This is a genomic window from Variovorax sp. EL159, from assembly GCF_900100965.1.
GTDB lineage: Bacteria > Pseudomonadota > Gammaproteobacteria > Burkholderiales > Burkholderiaceae_C > Variovorax.
In genome coordinates, this window is the sequence record NZ_FMUJ01000004.1 from 658,315 (window position 1) to 673,628 (window position 15,314).

Sequence of the window (15,314 nt, forward strand, 5' to 3'; positions counted from 1 at the left end):
AGGGTTGGGGTGGGGGCAGGCGGCGCATCCATCGGGCGCTCTGCATGCCCCCATCCCAGCCTTCCCCCAGAGGGGGAAGGAGCAATGCTTCAGGGCGAGGTGGGGCATGGCGTCAGTGCTCCACACCCAGATACGCCCGGATCACGTCTTCGTTGTTCCGCACTTCATCCGGCGTCCCATCCCCGATTTTTTTGCCGTAGTCCAGCACCACCACGCGGTCCGAGATGTCCATCACCACGCCCATGTCGTGCTCGATCAAGACGATGGTCGCGCCGAACTCGTCGTTCACGTCGAGGATGAAGCGGCTCATGTCCTGCTTCTCTTCCACGTTCATGCCGGCCATGGGCTCATCGAGCAGCAGCACCTGCGGCTCCATCGCGAGCGCGCGGCCGAGGTCCACGCGCTTTTGCAGGCCGTAGGGCAGGCGGCCCACGGGCGTCTTGCGGTGCGCCTGGATCTCGAGAAAGTCGATGATGTGCTCGACGAACTCGCGGTGCTGCAGCTCCTCGCGTTCGGCAGGGCCCCACCGGAAGGCCTGCGCCAGCAGCCCGCTCTTCATCTTGAGGTTGCGCCCGGTCATGATGTTGTCGAGCACGCTCATGCCCTTGAACAGCGCCAGGTTCTGGAAGGTGCGTGCCACGCCCATCTCGGCCACCTGGCGCGAGTTCATGTGCTTGAAGGTCTGGCCGCGGAAGGTGATGGAGCCCTGCTGCGGCCAGTACACGCCGTTGATGCAGTTCAGCATCGAGCTCTTGCCCGCGCCGTTCGGTCCGATGATGGCGCGAACCTCGTGCTCGCGCACGTTGAAGCTGATGTCCGTCAGCGCCTTCACGCCGCCGAAGCTCAAGGAGATGTTCTGCACGTCGAGGATGACGTCGCCGGTTTTACGCGCGCTCATGCCGCTGCCTTCACGATGGGGAAGGTCTTGGCTTCGACGATCTTCAGCGTGGCACTCACCACGCCCGTGCGTCCGTCCTCGAACTTGACCTGGGTCTCGATGTACTGCTCGGTCTTGCCGCCATACAGGGCATTGACCAGCACCGCGTATTTCTCGGCGATGAAGCCGCGCCGCACCTTGCGCGTGCGGGTCAGCTCGTCGTCGTCGGGGTCCAGCTCCTTGTGCAGCACCAGGAAGCGCGCGATCTGCGTCTCGCCCATGCCGTCTTCGCCCGCAAGGTCGGCGTTGACCTTGGCGATGCACTCGGCCACCAGCGCGAGCACATCGGGCTTGCCGGCCAGGTCGACATAGCCGCCGTAGGCCAGGCCGCGTCGCTCGGCCCAGTTGCCCACCGCCTCGAAGTCGATGTTGACGGCCGCGCACACCTCGTCGCGCCCGTTGCCGAAGCACACTGCTTCCTTGATCTGCGGAAAGAACTTGAGCTTGTTCTCGATGTAGTTGGGCGCAAAGATCGCGCCGCTCACGAGCCGGCCCACGTCCTTGGCGCGGTCGATGATGCGCAGGTGTCCTTCGCTGTCGAGCACGCCCGCGTCGCCGGTGTGGAAGTAGCCGTTGGCATCGAGCACCTCGGCCGTGGCGTCGGGGCGCTTGTAGTACTCCTTGAGCACCGACACGCCGCGCACCAGCACCTCGCCGTCGTCGGCGATCTTCAGCTCGATGCCCGGCGCGGCGGTGCCGACCGTCTGCAGCTTGACCTTGCCGTCCTGCTGCAGGCACACGTACGCGCAGGTCTCGGTCTGGCCGTAGAACTGCTTGAGGTTCACGCCGATGGAGCGGTAGAAGCGGAACAGGTCGGGCCCGATGGCCGCGCCGGCCGTGTAGGCCACGCGGATGCGGCTCATGCCCAGCACGTTGCGCAGCGGCCCGTAGATCAGCAGGTTGCCCAGCGCGTACATCAGCCGGTCGCCGGTGCCCACCGGCGCGCCGTTGAGGATGTCGGCACCTACGCGCTGCGCCAGCGCCATGAACTTCGCATACAGCCAGCGCTTGGGCGCGGCCGCGTCTTCCATGCGGATCGACACGGCCGTGAGCAGGCCTTCGAAGGTGCGCGGCGGGCCGAAGTAGTAGCTCGGCCCGATCTCGCGCATGTCGTTCATCACCGTCTCGCTCGACTCGGGGCAGTTGAGCGTGAAGCCGCCCACCAGCCATTGCGCCACCGAGAACAAATGGTCGCCCACCCACGCCATCGGCAGGTAGCTCATGATGTTGTCGCCGGGGCCGAGCTTGTCGGTTTCCACGCCACCGCGGCCCGCCGCGATGAAGCTCGCATGCGTCTGGCACACGCCCTTGGGGCGGCCGGTGGTGCCCGAGGTGTAGAGGATCACGCCGACGTCGGTGGCCTCGCCGCTCGCCACCGCGCGGTCGTAGTAGCCGACGTTGGCCTTGTCGAAGGCCCGGCCCAGCTCGCGCAGCTGCTCGTAGCTCATCAGCCCCGGCTGGTCGTAGTGGCGCAGGCCCTTGGGGTCGTCGTAGATGATGTGGCGAATGCCTGGCTGCTTGTCCTTCTGGAGCTCGCGGCATTCGAGCAGCTTGTCGACCTGCTCCTGGTCTTCGACGATCACGAACTCGATGCCCGCATCCTGCAGCATGAAGACCATCTCGCTGGCCACCGCGTCCTGGTAGAGCGGCACCGGCACGCCGCGCAGGCTCTGCGCCGCGATCACCGCCATGTACAGGTGCGGCCGGTTGGCACCCACGATGGCGAGGTTGTCGAAAGGCTTGAAACCCAGGCTCGCCAGACCGCAGGCCATTTCGCGCACCTCTTGCGCCACGGCGTTCCAGGTCCAGGTTTGCCAGATGCCAAGGTCTTTCTCGCGCACGGCGGGTGCCTCGGGACGGGCCTCGGCATGCGCGAGCAGCAGACGGGGGAAGGTGGGGGCGGTTGTTTGCACAGTGGGCGGATCGTAGGTCTCACTTTGACGCCCGGTTGTCGTTCCAACGACAATCCTAGGGACACTACTCCCCGGAGTTTCCCGATGCCTCACGGCAATCTCAATCCCCGCAACGTGCTTGGCGGTTCCATCAAGGACCGCGTGCGCCCTCCCAGCGACGCGGAGCTCGGCGGCATTCCCTGGCTGCCCACGCTCACGCCCGCCGAGCGGCGCCGCGCCGAGGCCACGCTGGTGGTCGGCGAGGCCGAGCCCGGCGACCTGGTCTGCCGCGTCGGCCGCTCGCCCACCTACTGGTTTGGCGTGGTCGAAGGCCTGCTCAAGATGAGCAACGACAGCGCCGACGGCGGCTCCGTCACCTACACCGGCGTGCCGCCCGGCGGCTGGTTCGGCGAAGGCACGGTGATGAAGCGCGAGCCCTACCGCTACAACATCCAGGCGCTGCGGCGCAGCCTGATCGCGGGCCTGCCGACCGAGAGCTTCCACTGGCTGCTCGACCATTCCATCGGCTTCAACCGCTTCGTGATGAACCAGCTCAACGAGCGGCTCGGCCAGTTCATCGCCGCGCTGGAGATCGACCGGCTCAACAACCCCGACGCGCGCGTGGCGCGCAACCTGGTGTCGCTGTTCAACCCGGTGCTGTATCCGGGCGTGGGCGAGGTCTTGCGCATCACGCAGCAGGAGCTGGCGTACCTGGTCGGCCTGTCGCGCCAGCGTGTGAACGAGGCGCTGAACGGCCTGTCGGCGCAGGGGTTGATCCGGGTGGAGTACGGTGGCCTGCGCGTGCTCGACCTGCCGGGCCTGCGCGTGAGCGCGATGTCGAGCAAGAAGAACCCCGCACCGGAAACCGAAAAATCATGAGCCTCACCGACCAGCTACAGATCGTGCCCGCGAATGCGGAAGCGGGCTTCATCCCGCCGCCCGAGGCGCCGAAGCCGAAGGCCGACGACACCGGCCCGACGCTCGAGGAAGCCATCGCGCGCAACGAGGCGCTGACCGAGAAGATCGATGCGCTCGACGCCATCCTGGCCAAGCCGCTCCATGAGATCCTGGTCGACCGCGAGAAGGCCGAAGAGGCGGCGCTCGCGTGGGACCGCTTCGGTGCGATGTGGATGCTGTCGCAGCGCGCCATGCGGCGCGTGGCGCTCGACCTCGCGGCGCAGCTCGGCGTGAGCGAGCAAGAGGTCGTCGCGCGCGCCATGGCCAATGCCAACGCGGTGCTCAATGGCGCGGACGAAGTCGATCTTGGCGGCAGCGTCGCGCCGGCGCAGCTGCAGCACATCGCGCGGCACCGCAACTTCCTGCGCAAGCAGTTCAAGTGAACCTGGCACCGGTCGGCGCGCATGCCGACGTGCCCGGTCGCCTCATTCCATTTACCCTTACCGCCTTCGTTCAAGAAAGAGTTTCCCGATGACCGCTGCTTCTTCCCACCTCACCCTGATCACCGGCGCCTCGCGCGGCCTGGGCCGTGCCATGGCCGAACAGCTGCTGCAGGCCGGCCACACGGTGCTCGGCATTTCGCGCAAGCAAGACCCGCAGCTGGCAGAAATCGCCAAGGCCGCCGGCGCCGAACTCACGCAATGGGAGCAGGACCTGTCCGACCCCGTGGCCGCATCGGCCCGTGTGTCGGCATGGCTCAAGGCCATCGACGCGCAGCGCTTCGACAGCGTGACCCTCATCAACAACGCCGGCACCGTGGGCAACCCCGCGCCGCTGTCGAGCGCCGTCGAAGCCGAGCTGTCGCTGGCCCTGCGCATCGGCCTCGAAGCGCCGATGCTGTTGACCGCCGCCTTCCTGGGCGCGACCCGCGGATGGCGCGGCGCGCGCAAGGTGCTGAACATCTCGTCGGGCCTGGGCCGCAACGCCATGGGCAGCCAGGCGCCTTACTGCGCGGCCAAGGCAGGCATGGACCGTTTCTCGCAGGCCGTGGCGCTCGAAGAAGCAGGCGCACCGAACGGCGCGCGCATCGTGTCGCTCGCGCCCGGCATCATCGACACCGACATGCAGGTGCAACTGCGCGGCGCGTCGGCCGAGAAGTTTCCGGACCGCACGCGCTTCGTGAGCATGAAGGAAGAGGGGCGCCTCGACAGCCCCACCTCCGCGGCGGCCAAGGTGCTGAAGTACCTGGCGCGCGAAGACTTCGGCAGCAACCCCGTGGCCGACGTGCGCGATCCGGCCTGAGCGCGGACGAAGAAAGAAACAAGCGAGCACACCATGGCCACTGCCAAGTCGATCGACACCCTCGAATACAAGCTCTTTCCGTCGCCGAGGAACGTGCACCGCATCGTCTTCGCGCACCAGGTCTTCGTGCCGTACCCGTACGCGTTGATCGTGATGGACGAGTTCTATTTCAAGGGGCGCTACAGCCTGTTCTCGGCGTGCCGGATGAGCGACGGGAAGATGGGGCAGGTGGCGACGTTCGAGGATGCGGCGGACGTGGCGATCTTCAACGCGAAGTTTGTGCCGGACTGAGCCCGTCCTTCGGTATTTCTCCCTCCCCCGCTGGGGGAGGGCAGGGGTGGGGGCAGGCGGCGTATCAAATGCTGTCGGCGCAACCAGCGCCGCTTGCCCCCATCCCGACCTTCCCCCAGAGGGGGAAGGAGCAAGGCAGCATCGCTCACTGCATCGCAAACCTGTCGCGCTGCGCCTGCGCACATTCCCCCATCACGCTCAGCGCCCGCTCCACCGTCGGCGTGCCCATCACGAACGGGTTCGCCGCACCCGCCGGCTGCTGCCGCAGCGCCGCCATCTTGGCCTGCGAGCTGTCGACGTTCGAGTGGTTCGACAGCAGCACGTCGATGCCTTGCGCCTTGGCCACCGCGTCCATGCGCCGCGTGGACGCGATGTAGCTGTCCAGCCGCGGCACGTCCTTGCCGAAGTTGAAGCCCGTGCCGCCCCAGAGCATGGCGCGGTGCTTCCTGCCGTTCTCGCTCACGTCGAACACCGGCGAGAGCGTGCCCATGGTGTGGCCTGGCGTCAGGTACAGCGTGACGGTGGTGTCGCCCAGGGTGACGCGGTCGCCGTCCTTCACCGAGATGTCGCGCTTGGGCGGCGCGCCCCAGACCGGCGTGGCGAACTCCAGCCGGGTCTCGGTCATCGTCCAGTCGGCATCGCTCATGACCACGCGCGCGCGGTATTTTTGTGCCAGGTAGGGCGCGCCGCCGTAGTGGTCGCCGTGGCCGTGCGTGACGATCACGTACTTGATCTGCGACGGATCGAGACCCAGCTTGCGCATGCCGCCCTCGATCAGCGCGGCCGCTTCCACCTGGTTGTTGAGCGCATCGATGAGGATGATGCCGTCCGACGTCTTGATGGCCCAGGCGCTCACCCAGTCGGCGCCCACGAAGTACAGGTTGTCGAAGGCCCGGGTGGCCGGCGGCGCCGGCTTGTTGATGAGCAGGGGAAGGCCCTTGTCGAGTTCCTCCTGCGGCGGCCGCGTGGCGGGGGCGGGCTTGCACAGCGAGAGCAGGGGGCCGAGGTCGGTGCCCGCGGCCTGCGTGGCCGCCGCGACGTGGGCGGCCACGGTGGCGTCGGAGGGCTTCTGCGCGGGCGTCTGCGCGCAACCCTGGACGAGAGCGACAACCGCCGCCAGGGCGGCTGTCTTCAGTGAAAGCGAAGGAACCATCGGTGTCTCCATGCCGTCGTCGCGGCTTGTCCTGGAGACACCATTCTGCGGTGCGCCGGCTTATTCGATGGTCGCGCCCGAGGCTTGCACGATGCCCTTCCACTTCTCGTAGTCGGTCTTCAGCAGCGCACCGAACTGCTCCGGCGTCATGCTCTCGGGCTCCGCGCCCTGCGCGATGATGGCCGCCTTCATTTCGGGCGTGGCCAGCAGCTTGTTGATCTGGGCGTTGAGCGTGGCGACCACGTCCTTCGGCGTGCCGGTCGGCACGAAGATGCCGTACCAGGTGCTCACGTCGAAGCCCTTGTAGCCCAGTTCGGCCACGGTGGGCGTGTCGGGCAGCGAGGTGCTGCGCTTGATCGATGTCACGGCCAGCGGGCGCAGCTTGCCCGACTTGATCTGCGCCATGGCCGACGGCACCGACGACACCATCAGGTCGACGTTGCCCGCGAGCACGTCCATCATGGCCGCGTTGGAGCCCTTGTAGGGTACGTGGCGCATCTTGATCTTGGCGGCGCCATTGAAGATCTCGCCGGCCAGGTGGATGGTGGTGCCGTTGCCGGGCGAGCCGTAGGTGACGGTGTCGGGCGCGGCGCGCGCGGCCTTCACCACGTCGTCGAGCGTCTTGAACCTGGAGTTGGCCTGCGTGACGATCACCACCGGCGTGTAGGCCACGTGGGCCACGGCCGTCAGGTCTTTCACCGGGTTGTAGCTCAGGTTCTTGTAGAGCCACGGCGCGACGACCATGTTGTCTTTCTGGCCCATCACGATGTCGTAGCCTGTGGGCGCGGCGCGCGCGGCCTCGGCGATGCCGATGGTGCCGCCGGCACCGCTGCGGTTGTCGGGCACCACGGTCCAGTGGTTCGCCTCGGTGAGCTTCTGGGCGACCAGGCGCGCCAGGATGTCGGTGCCGCCGCCGGGCGGGAAGGGCACGACCATGCGGATCGGCTTGGCGGGGTAGGACTGCGCTTGCGCGGCGGTCGAGAAGAAAGCCAGCGGGAGCGCCAGCGCGATGGCCAACTGGCCGAAGTGTCTGCGGATCATGGGTGTTGTCTCTTTGTCGGGGCGATTCGGGGTTGCAGCCATTGCCTTCACTGCACCAGCGGTGCAGTGTGCCGGAAGCCGCGCAGCGCGGATTTCTTCATTCGCGATGGGGCTCGTATCGGCTCGCGGTGGCTGTTTCCCTTCGTGGCTTGACAGACGCCTGCTTGCGCCGAACATGGCGTGTCATTGATTTCACAGGAGACGCCCATGCTCGGAAACATCAATGCGGTGGCCACCCTCGCGGTGAAAGACCTCGCCGCGGCCCGCCGCTTCTACGAAGACGCGCTGGGCCTGGCGCAGGTCGGCGCGCACGGCGAGGAGGTGATCGTCTATCGCTGCGGCAGCACCGTCGTGAACGTGTACCGCTCGGCATTCGCCGGCACCAACCAGGCCACGGCCGTGACCTGGTCGGTCGGCGCCGACATCGGGCGCATCGTCGATGCGCTGAAGGCCAAAGGCGTGCGCTTCGAGCACTACACCCTGCCCGACACCACGCTCGAAGGCGACCTGCATGTCATGGGCGACATGAAGGTCGCGTGGTTCAAGGACCCGGACGGCAACATCCTCAACCTCATCAACGCTTGAGGCGTTGCCGCCCTGCGGCTGTCGTCGATCAGCCGAAGTTCCTGGCGACGAAGTCCCAGTTGACCAGCTTGGCCAGGAAGGTCTCGACGAACTTCGGGCGCAGGTTGCGGTAGTCGATGTAGTAGGCGTGCTCCCAGACGTCGACGGTCAGCAGCGCGGTGTCGGCGGTGGTCAGCGGCGTGCCGGCGGCGCCGGTGTTCACGATGTCCACCGAACCGTCGGGCTTCTTCACCAGCCAGGTCCAGCCCGAGCCGAAGTTGCCCACGGCCGACTTCACGAAGGCTTCCTTGAAGGCGTCGAAAGTGCCCCACTTGGCATCGATGGCCTTGGCCAGCGCACCGGTGGGAGCGCCGCCGCCTTGGGGCTTCATGCAGTTCCAGAAGAAGGTGTGGTTCCAGATTTGCGCGGCGTTGTTGTAGATGCCGCCGCTGGACTTCTTGATGATCTCTTCCAGCGTCAGGGCTTCGAACTCGGTGCCCTTTTGCAGGTTGTTCAGGTTCACGACGTAGGCGTTGTGGTGCTTGCCGTAGTGGTACTCCAGCGTCTCTTGCGAGTACTCGGGTGCCAGCGCGTCGAGGGCGTAGGGCAGGGGAGGGAGCTTGTGTTCCATGGTGGGTCCTTGTGGTTGGTTGGAGAGAAACAGATCAACAGATAAATCGATTCAGGCCTGCGGCGTGCCTGTTTTCGGAACGACCTGGTAGGCGCAGCGCCGCGCGCCCGCCAGCACGTGTTCGACGCGGCTGACGCTCACGTCGGGCCCCAGCACTTCGTCGAAGAGTTGCAGTTCACTGCGGCAAAAACCCGTGCAGGCCTGCGCCGCGGTGCAGATGGGGCAATGGTTCTCGATGAAGAGAAAGCCGTCGCCCTCGGGCCGGAACTCGGCCATGTAGCCCTCGCGGCTGCGGATCTCGGCAAGGCGCTCCAGCCGCGTCTTGAGGCTGCGCGCACCGCGCATGGCCTCCGTGTAGTTGGCGCGCATGGTGTTCTCGCGCGCACCGATGAGCTGGTCCATGCCCTTCTGGCCGAACACGCTGATGACGGCGCTGATCATCTGCACCGTCATCTCGGCATGCGTGTCGGGAAAGCGCTTGTGGCCTTCGCCGGTGAGCCGCCAGATCTGCGTGGGCCGGCCGCGCCCGCTGGGGCGGCTCTCGGCGTCCACCAGCTTGTCGGCCTCCAGCTTGGCCATCTGCTGGCGCACCGCTTCCACCGTGACGTTCAGCACCTTGGCGATGTCGGGAATACCGAGCGCGCCACGGGTCTTGAGCGTGGAGAGGATGCGGTCTGCCGGCTGGTGCGGCATCCAGGTGGGCTTGGCATCTGGGGCGGACATGGGCGGGTTCAATCGTGGAGAAAGTCGGGGCTGATCGGCGTCATTGTCAGGTGGTTGGACCTCCCCTTACATCCGAAGGTGCTTGCCACCCGCCGCCCAGCGCCTTGTAGAGCGCCACGAGGCTGGTGTACGAGGCGGTCTCGGCCTCGGCCACCGCATCTTGCGCGCGCAGCAGGGTGCGCTGCGCGTCGAGCACGCTCAGGTAGGGCGCGGCGCCTTCGCGGTAGCGCACTTCGGCCAGTTCGGCGGCGCGGCCGCTGCGGGCCGCGGCTTCCACCAGCCGCTGCAGGCGCAACTGGTTCTGACCGTAGCCGGTGAGCGCGCCTTCCACGTCCTCGATGGCGCGCAGCACGGTCTGCTCGTAGAGCGCGCGGTCGCCTTCGGCGCGGGCCTCGGCACCGCGCACGCGGGCCTTGACCGAGCCCAGCCGCAGCGCGGGCCAGCTCACGCCGGGCGTCACGCTGAAGGCGCGGCTCGACGAGCTGCCGAGGTCGGAACCCCGCAGCGCGATGAAGCCCAGGAAGCCGCCGATGTCGAACCGCGGATACAGCTCGGCCGTGGTGGCGCCCACGTCGGCGGTGCTGGCCGCAAGGCCGCGCTCGGCGCGCAGCACGTCGGGCCGGCGCCGCAGCAGGTCGCCCAGGTCGCCGATGGGCAGGCGCTTGTCGAGCACGCGCAGCGGCTGCGGCCGCAGCATGGGTTCCAGCTCGGCCGGGCGCAGGCCCGCCAGCACGGCCACGCGGTAGGCCGATTGGCGGCGCGTGGTCTCGAGCGCGGGCAGCTGGCTTTCGGTGGTCGCAAGGTTGGCCTGCGCGCTCGCCAGGTCGCCTTCGAGGCCACGGCCGGTCTGCACCTGCGCCTCGGTCACGCGCAGGCTCTGGCGCAGGCTGTCGAGCGTGCGGCGCGTCACGGCGATGCGCTGCTCGGCGCCGCGCATCTCGTAGTAGTTGCGGGCCAGCTCGGCCACGGCCACGATGCGCACCTGTTCAAGGTCGGCCGCCGAGGCCTGGGCGCGCGCCGTGGCCGCTTCGTCGAGCCGCTGCAGGCGGCCGAACAGGTCGATCTCCCACGAGGCATCGAAGCCCGCGCGGCTGCTCTGCGCGAGCGACCGCACATCGGGTTGGGCACCGTTGTTGCCCTGCGCGATGCTGCGCGTCTTGCTCGCGCTCGCCGTCACGACGGGCAGGCGGTCAAGCTCGGCTTCGGTCTGCGTGGCACGGGCTTCCAGCAAGCGGGCCTGCGCGATGCGGATGTCGTGGTTGTTGCCGAGCGCGCGCTCGATCAGCGCATCGAGCTGCGCATCGTCGAGCTGGTGCCACCAGTCGCGCTGCACCGCGTCGTTGGCGAACAGCGACTGCTCGGGCGCGGAGATGGCCACCGGCGCATCCGCCGGTGCCGTGTAGGTCGGCCCGACGGCGCAACCGGCCAGCACCAGCAGGCTCAACGCGAAGGGCGCGGTGTACGAAAAGAGTCTTGTGTTCATGGTCGTGCTCCTTCGGTGTCAGGCGGGGTCGCCGGCCGGCTCGCTGGCCGGTTCGCGCGCCGCGAGCGCATCGAGTTCGGTGGCGCGCTGCGAGCGGCCCACCGTGCGGTGGTCGCGTGCCAGCAGCGTGTACATGGTGGGCAGCACGAACAGCGTGAACAGCGTGCCCACCAGCATGCCGACCACGATCACCAGGCCGATGCTGAAGCGGCTGGCCGCACCCGCGCCGCTGGCGAACAGCAGCGGCACCAGGCCCACCACCATCGCGGCGGTGGTCATCAGGATCGGGCGCAGCCGGATGCGCGCGGCCTGCTCGATGGCGGGGCGGCGTGCCAGGTTGTCGCGCTCCTGGATCTCGTTGGCGAACTCCACCATCAAGATGCCGTGCTTGCTGATGAGCCCGATCAGCGTCACCAGCCCGATCTGCGTGTAGATGTTGATGGTGGCGAAGCCCATGGCCAGCGGCACCAGCGCGCCGCAGATCGACATCGGCACGCTGATCAGAATGATCAACGGGTCGCGCAGGCTTTCGTACTGCGCGGCCAGCACCAGGTAGATCACCACGATCGCGAACACGAAGGCCATCACCAGTGCCGAGCCCTCCTGCGTGAACTGCCGCGCATCCGACTGCCAGTCGAAGCTGAAGCCGGCCGGCAGCTTCTTCGCCTCGCCGCTCAGGAAGGCCACCGCATCGCCCATGGTCACGCCCGGCATCGGAATGGCCTGGAAGGTCGAGGCATTGAGCTGGTTGAACTGCGTGAGCTTGTTCGGCCCGACGCTGGTCGACAGCGACACCAGGTTGCCCAGCGGCACGGCTTCGCCGCTCGCGCTCTTCACGAAGTAGCGCGAGAGCGCCTCGGCCGACAGGCGCAGGCCGCGCGGCGATTGCGGAATCACGTCGTACGAGCGGCCGTCCATGCCGAAGCGGTTGACGTAGTTCTCGCCCACCAGCACCGCCAGCGTGTCGCCGATGGCCTTCATGGTCACGCCCATGCTGTTGGCCTTGGCGCGGTCCACGCGCACTTCGGTCACCGGGTTGTTGAACTCCAGGTCGCTGTCGACCACGGCGAACTTGCCGCTCTCGCGCGCTGCCTTCTTCAGCGCCTCCATGGCCTCGAACACGGTGCGGTGGTCGCCCGCGCTGCGGATCACCATCTGCACCGGCAGCCCGCCGGTCGAGCCCGGCAGCGAGGGCAACTGGAACGCGAAGACGCTGCTGCCCTCGACCTCGTTCATGCCGCCCTGCACCTCGCCCTGGATCTGGTCGGCGCTGCGCTTGCGGTCTTTCCAGTCCGACAGCTGCACGCCGCCGATGCTGTTCGACACACCGTCCGAGCCGTTGATGAGCCAGCGGCCGGTGTTCTCGGGCAACGTGGCGAGCACCTCGTCCCACTTCTTGCCGAACTTCTCGACGTAGTCGATGTTGGCGTGCTGCGGCGACTTGATGACGGTCAGCACCATTGCCTGGTCTTCACCGGGTGCCAGCTCGCGCTGCGCCGCGTTGTACAGGAAGGGCAGGCTCACCAGCACCGCTGCCGCGAGCAGGCCCGTCACCCAGCGGTGGTGCAGCGACACGTCGAGCAGGCGGCCATAGGCCGTGGCGAGCTTGTGGAAGAAGGCTTCGGCATAGCGGGCCATGCGCCCCGCGCTCGCATCCTGCGGCAACAGGAAGGAAGCCATCACCGGCGACAGCGTGAGCGCGATCACGCCCGACACCACCACCGCGCCCGCGAGCGTGAAGGCGAACTCCTTGAAGAGCGATCCCGTGAGGCCGCCCATGAGGCCGATGGGTGCATACACCGCGGCCAGCGTGAGCGTCATCGCGATCACCGGGCCGGCCACTTCGCGCGCGCCGATCAATGCGGCCTGCACGCGCGACTTGCCTTCCTCGATGTGGCGGTGCACGTTCTCCACCACCACGATGGCATCGTCCACCACCAGCCCGATCGCCAGCACCATCGCCAGCAAGGTCAGCAGGTTGATGCTGAAGCCGAACAGCAGCATCAGGGCCGCCGCACCGAGCATCGACAGCGGAATCGTCACCACCGGAATCAGCACCGCGCGCATCGAGCCCAGGCACAGGAAGATCACCACCACCACGATGGCAATGGCTTCGAGCAGCGTCTTCTGCACTTCGTCGATCGAGGCCTCGATGAAGCGCGCCAGCTCGAAGGGCAACTGCACGTCCACGCCCGGTGGCAGGTTCTGCTTGATGCCGGGCAGCAGGTCGCGGATGCGCTTCACGATCACCAGCGGATTGCCGTTGGGCGCCGCCTGCAGGCCCAGGTAGATGGCCTTGTCGCCGTCCATCGTCGCGCTGCTGTCGGCGCTGGCCGCACCCAGCTCGACGGTGGCCACGTCGCCCAGGCGCACGATGGCGTCACCGTTGCGCTTGACGACCATGTCGCGGAACTCCGCCACGCTCACCAGGTCGGTGTTCACGCGGATGTTCGACACCACGTACAGGCCCTTCACCTGCCCAGGCGCGGCCTGCACGTTGTTCTGTCGCAGCGCGTCGGCCAGCTCGCCGGCCGAGATGCCGCGCGCGGCCATGCGGTTGGGGTCGAGCCACACGCGCATCGCCAGCGTCTGGCCGCCCGACACTTCCACGCCCGACACGCCGGGAATGGACGCGAACTGCGGCTGCACCACGCGCGAGAGGTAATCGGTGAGCGCCGGCACCGGCATCGTCTTGCTCGAGAAGCCGACGTAGGCCACGGCGGTGGCCTCGCCCGACGACTTGAGGATCACCGGGTCGAAGGCCTCGGCCGGCAGCCGGTACTTGACCTGGCTCACTTGCGCCATCGCCTGCGTGAGCGCCTGGTTGGCGTCGGCGTTGAGCTTCATGCGCACGCTGATGACGCTGCGGCCCAGCGTGGAAGACGACGAGAGGTAATCGACGTTCTCGATGGTCGCCACCGCCTGCGCGATCGGCTGCGTGACGAAGCCCTGCATCAGCTCCGGCGAGGCGCCGGGGTACTGCGTGGTGATGGTGAGCGTGGTGCTCTCGGTCAGCGGGTATTGCCGCACCGGCAGGTCGCCCAGCGCGCGGGCGCCGAGCAGCAGGATCAGCGTGCTGACCACCAGCGCCAGCACGGGCCGGCGCACGAAGAGGTCGGTGAACGTCATGGCCGGGGCTCCTGCAGGGCGAGCGTGTCTTTCTCGCTCGGTGCCACGGCGGCACCGCTGTACAGGCGCAACTGGCCGGAGGTGACGACCTTCTCGCCGGCCTTCAGGCCTTGCTCGATGACGACCAGCCCGTCCTGCCGGTCGCCGGCCTTCACGAACACCTGCTGCGCCGTGAAGCCGCCCTTGTCGCCGGGGCGCACCACGAAGACCGAGTCGCCGTGCGTGCTGTAGGTGATGGCGGTCTCGGGCACGGTGATCGCGTCGGTGCGTGCCGGCAGCGCGACGCGGCCGTTGACGAACATGCCGGGCGTGAGCGCGCCATCGGCGTTGTCGACCGTGGCCTGCAGCCGCACGGTGCGCGTGTCGCTGCCGATCTGCGGCTCGATGGTGCTCAGCTTGGCCTGGAACACGCGGCCCGGATAGGCATCGACCATCAACGTCACCGCTTGCTGGCGCTTGAGCACCGGCAGCGCGGTTTCGGGCAGCGTGAGGTTCGCGAACAGCGTGCGGGCATCGGTGAGCGACACCAGCGCGTCGCCGGCCCGCACGAACTGGCCGAGGTTGACCTTGCGGATGCCGAGCACGCCGTCGAACGGCGCCTTGATGCGCTTCTGCTCGACCAGTGCCTGCACCCGCCGCAGGTCGCCGCTGGCCTGGTCGAAGGCGGCCTGCGCCTGTTCGAGCTGCTCCTGCGTGGCCGCCTGCTGCGGCACCAACCGGCGCGTGCGGTCGAGCAAGGCCTTGGCGTTCGCGCGCTGCGCGGTCAGGCGCTCGATGTCGCCTTGCTCGGGCGCGTCGTTGAGCTGCACGAGCAATTGCCCGGCATGCACCTGGCCGCCGGGCGTGAACAGGATCCTGGCGACGCGGCCTTCCACTTCGGCCGGCACCTCGACCTGCCGGTTGGCTTCGAGCGTGCCGATGCCGCTGAGAAAGCGCGCCATCTCCGTGGGCTTGGCGATGGCCACCGCGACCTTGGACGGCGGCCTGCCGTCATGGCTGTCGGCGGGTTTGGACTTTGCCGTGAGCGCGTAGCCCGCGACTCCCACGACCACTGCTGCGAGACCGGCCCCGAGCCAGGCCCTTGATTGTTTGTTCATGCGCACCCCGGCGTTTTATCAAAGAATGTGCTTTGATTATTAAATCGGCGCGAAAGGCTGTCGAGAAAGACGTGGCAATGCCCGCGATAGGCGAGGGCTATCCCTTGAATGCTGTGCATGCTGAGTTCTCCTGGTGGTTGGACGGGGGAATCCCGCTGACCAGGAGACGGCCGG

Annotated in this window: 15 protein-coding genes; 5 read left to right on the forward strand and 10 right to left on the reverse strand. The window is 67.7% G+C overall.

From position 1 onward, the window contains the following. Positions 1–112: 112 nt before the first annotated feature. Both BLQ28_RS20255 and BLQ28_RS20260 read right to left on the reverse strand, forming a co-directional pair. The gene (locus BLQ28_RS20255) at positions 113–898 is read right to left on the reverse strand and encodes an ABC transporter ATP-binding protein (protein ID WP_093243088.1); all 786 of its coding nucleotides are present in this window, start codon (positions 896–898) and stop codon (positions 113–115) included. After that, entirely contained in the window at positions 895–2,850 is a 1,956-nt protein-coding gene (locus BLQ28_RS20260) for an AMP-dependent synthetase/ligase (protein ID WP_093243090.1), read from the reverse strand. Before BLQ28_RS20260 ends, BLQ28_RS20255 begins: the two co-directional genes overlap by 4 nt. Before the next feature lie 84 nt (positions 2,851–2,934). Here BLQ28_RS20260 and BLQ28_RS20265 point away from each other — a divergent pair, with 84 nt between their 5' ends. From BLQ28_RS20265 to BLQ28_RS20280, 4 genes are all read left to right on the forward strand, one after another. Beyond that, complete coding sequence (locus BLQ28_RS20265) at positions 2,935–3,708, forward strand: Crp/Fnr family transcriptional regulator (protein WP_093243092.1); 774 nt, start codon at positions 2,935–2,937, stop codon at positions 3,706–3,708. Beyond that, entirely contained in the window at positions 3,705–4,169 is a 465-nt protein-coding gene (locus BLQ28_RS20270) for a hypothetical protein (protein WP_093243094.1), read from the forward strand. The genes BLQ28_RS20265 and BLQ28_RS20270 overlap by 4 nt, the downstream gene beginning before the upstream one ends. An 88-nt stretch (positions 4,170–4,257) precedes the next feature. Further along, positions 4,258–5,028, forward strand: a complete 771-nt coding sequence (locus tag BLQ28_RS20275; RefSeq protein ID WP_093243096.1) for an SDR family NAD(P)-dependent oxidoreductase — start codon at positions 4,258–4,260, stop codon at positions 5,026–5,028. A gap of 33 nt (positions 5,029–5,061) precedes the next feature. Then, entirely contained in the window at positions 5,062–5,319 is a 258-nt protein-coding gene (locus BLQ28_RS20280; protein WP_093243098.1) for a hypothetical protein, read from the forward strand. A 145-nt stretch (positions 5,320–5,464) separates the two neighbouring features. Here the strand turns inward: BLQ28_RS20280 and BLQ28_RS20285 are convergent, their stop codons facing one another. Further along, the gene (locus BLQ28_RS20285; protein ID WP_093243100.1) at positions 5,465–6,472 is read right to left on the reverse strand and encodes an MBL fold metallo-hydrolase; all 1,008 of its coding nucleotides are present in this window, start codon (positions 6,470–6,472) and stop codon (positions 5,465–5,467) included. Positions 6,473–6,532: 60 nt separating this feature from the next. Beyond that, entirely contained in the window at positions 6,533–7,513 is a 981-nt protein-coding gene (locus BLQ28_RS20290; protein WP_093243102.1) for a Bug family tripartite tricarboxylate transporter substrate binding protein, read from the reverse strand. Between the two features lie 207 nt (positions 7,514–7,720). On the opposite strand from BLQ28_RS20290, the gene BLQ28_RS20295 reads away from it, so the two are divergent. Further along, positions 7,721–8,098, forward strand: coding sequence for a VOC family protein (locus tag BLQ28_RS20295; RefSeq protein WP_093243104.1), 378 nt, complete (start codon positions 7,721–7,723; stop codon positions 8,096–8,098). A 28-nt stretch (positions 8,099–8,126) separates the two neighbouring features. On the opposite strand, the gene BLQ28_RS20300 is transcribed toward BLQ28_RS20295, so the two are convergent. The 6 genes from BLQ28_RS20300 to BLQ28_RS33330 are packed head-to-tail and all read right to left on the reverse strand — an operon-like array spanning position 8,127 to position 15,259. Next, positions 8,127–8,708 carry a superoxide dismutase gene (locus BLQ28_RS20300; protein WP_093243106.1) on the reverse strand — a complete coding sequence of 194 codons (582 nt, stop codon included), beginning with the start codon at positions 8,706–8,708 and terminating at the stop codon, positions 8,127–8,129. A gap of 51 nt (positions 8,709–8,759) precedes the next feature. Next, positions 8,760–9,431, reverse strand: a complete 672-nt coding sequence (locus BLQ28_RS20305) for a helix-turn-helix transcriptional regulator (protein ID WP_093243108.1) — start codon at positions 9,429–9,431, stop codon at positions 8,760–8,762. A gap of 46 nt (positions 9,432–9,477) precedes the next feature. After that, positions 9,478–10,914: an efflux transporter outer membrane subunit gene (locus BLQ28_RS20310; RefSeq protein ID WP_093243110.1), complete on the reverse strand. Its 1,437-nt coding sequence runs from the start codon at positions 10,912–10,914 to the stop codon at positions 9,478–9,480. An 18-nt stretch (positions 10,915–10,932) separates the two neighbouring features. Beyond that, positions 10,933–14,043 (reverse strand): MexW/MexI family multidrug efflux RND transporter permease subunit, encoded by a 3,111-nt coding sequence (locus BLQ28_RS20315; RefSeq protein WP_093243112.1) that lies wholly within the window; start codon positions 14,041–14,043, stop codon positions 10,933–10,935. Further along, entirely contained in the window at positions 14,040–15,140 is a 1,101-nt protein-coding gene (locus BLQ28_RS20320; RefSeq protein WP_093243114.1) for an efflux RND transporter periplasmic adaptor subunit, read from the reverse strand. Before BLQ28_RS20320 ends, BLQ28_RS20315 begins: the two co-directional genes overlap by 4 nt. Then, positions 15,137–15,259: a hypothetical protein gene (locus BLQ28_RS33330; protein WP_256327378.1), complete on the reverse strand. Its 123-nt coding sequence runs from the start codon at positions 15,257–15,259 to the stop codon at positions 15,137–15,139. Before BLQ28_RS33330 ends, BLQ28_RS20320 begins: the two co-directional genes overlap by 4 nt. Between the last annotated feature and the right edge of the window lie 55 nt (positions 15,260–15,314).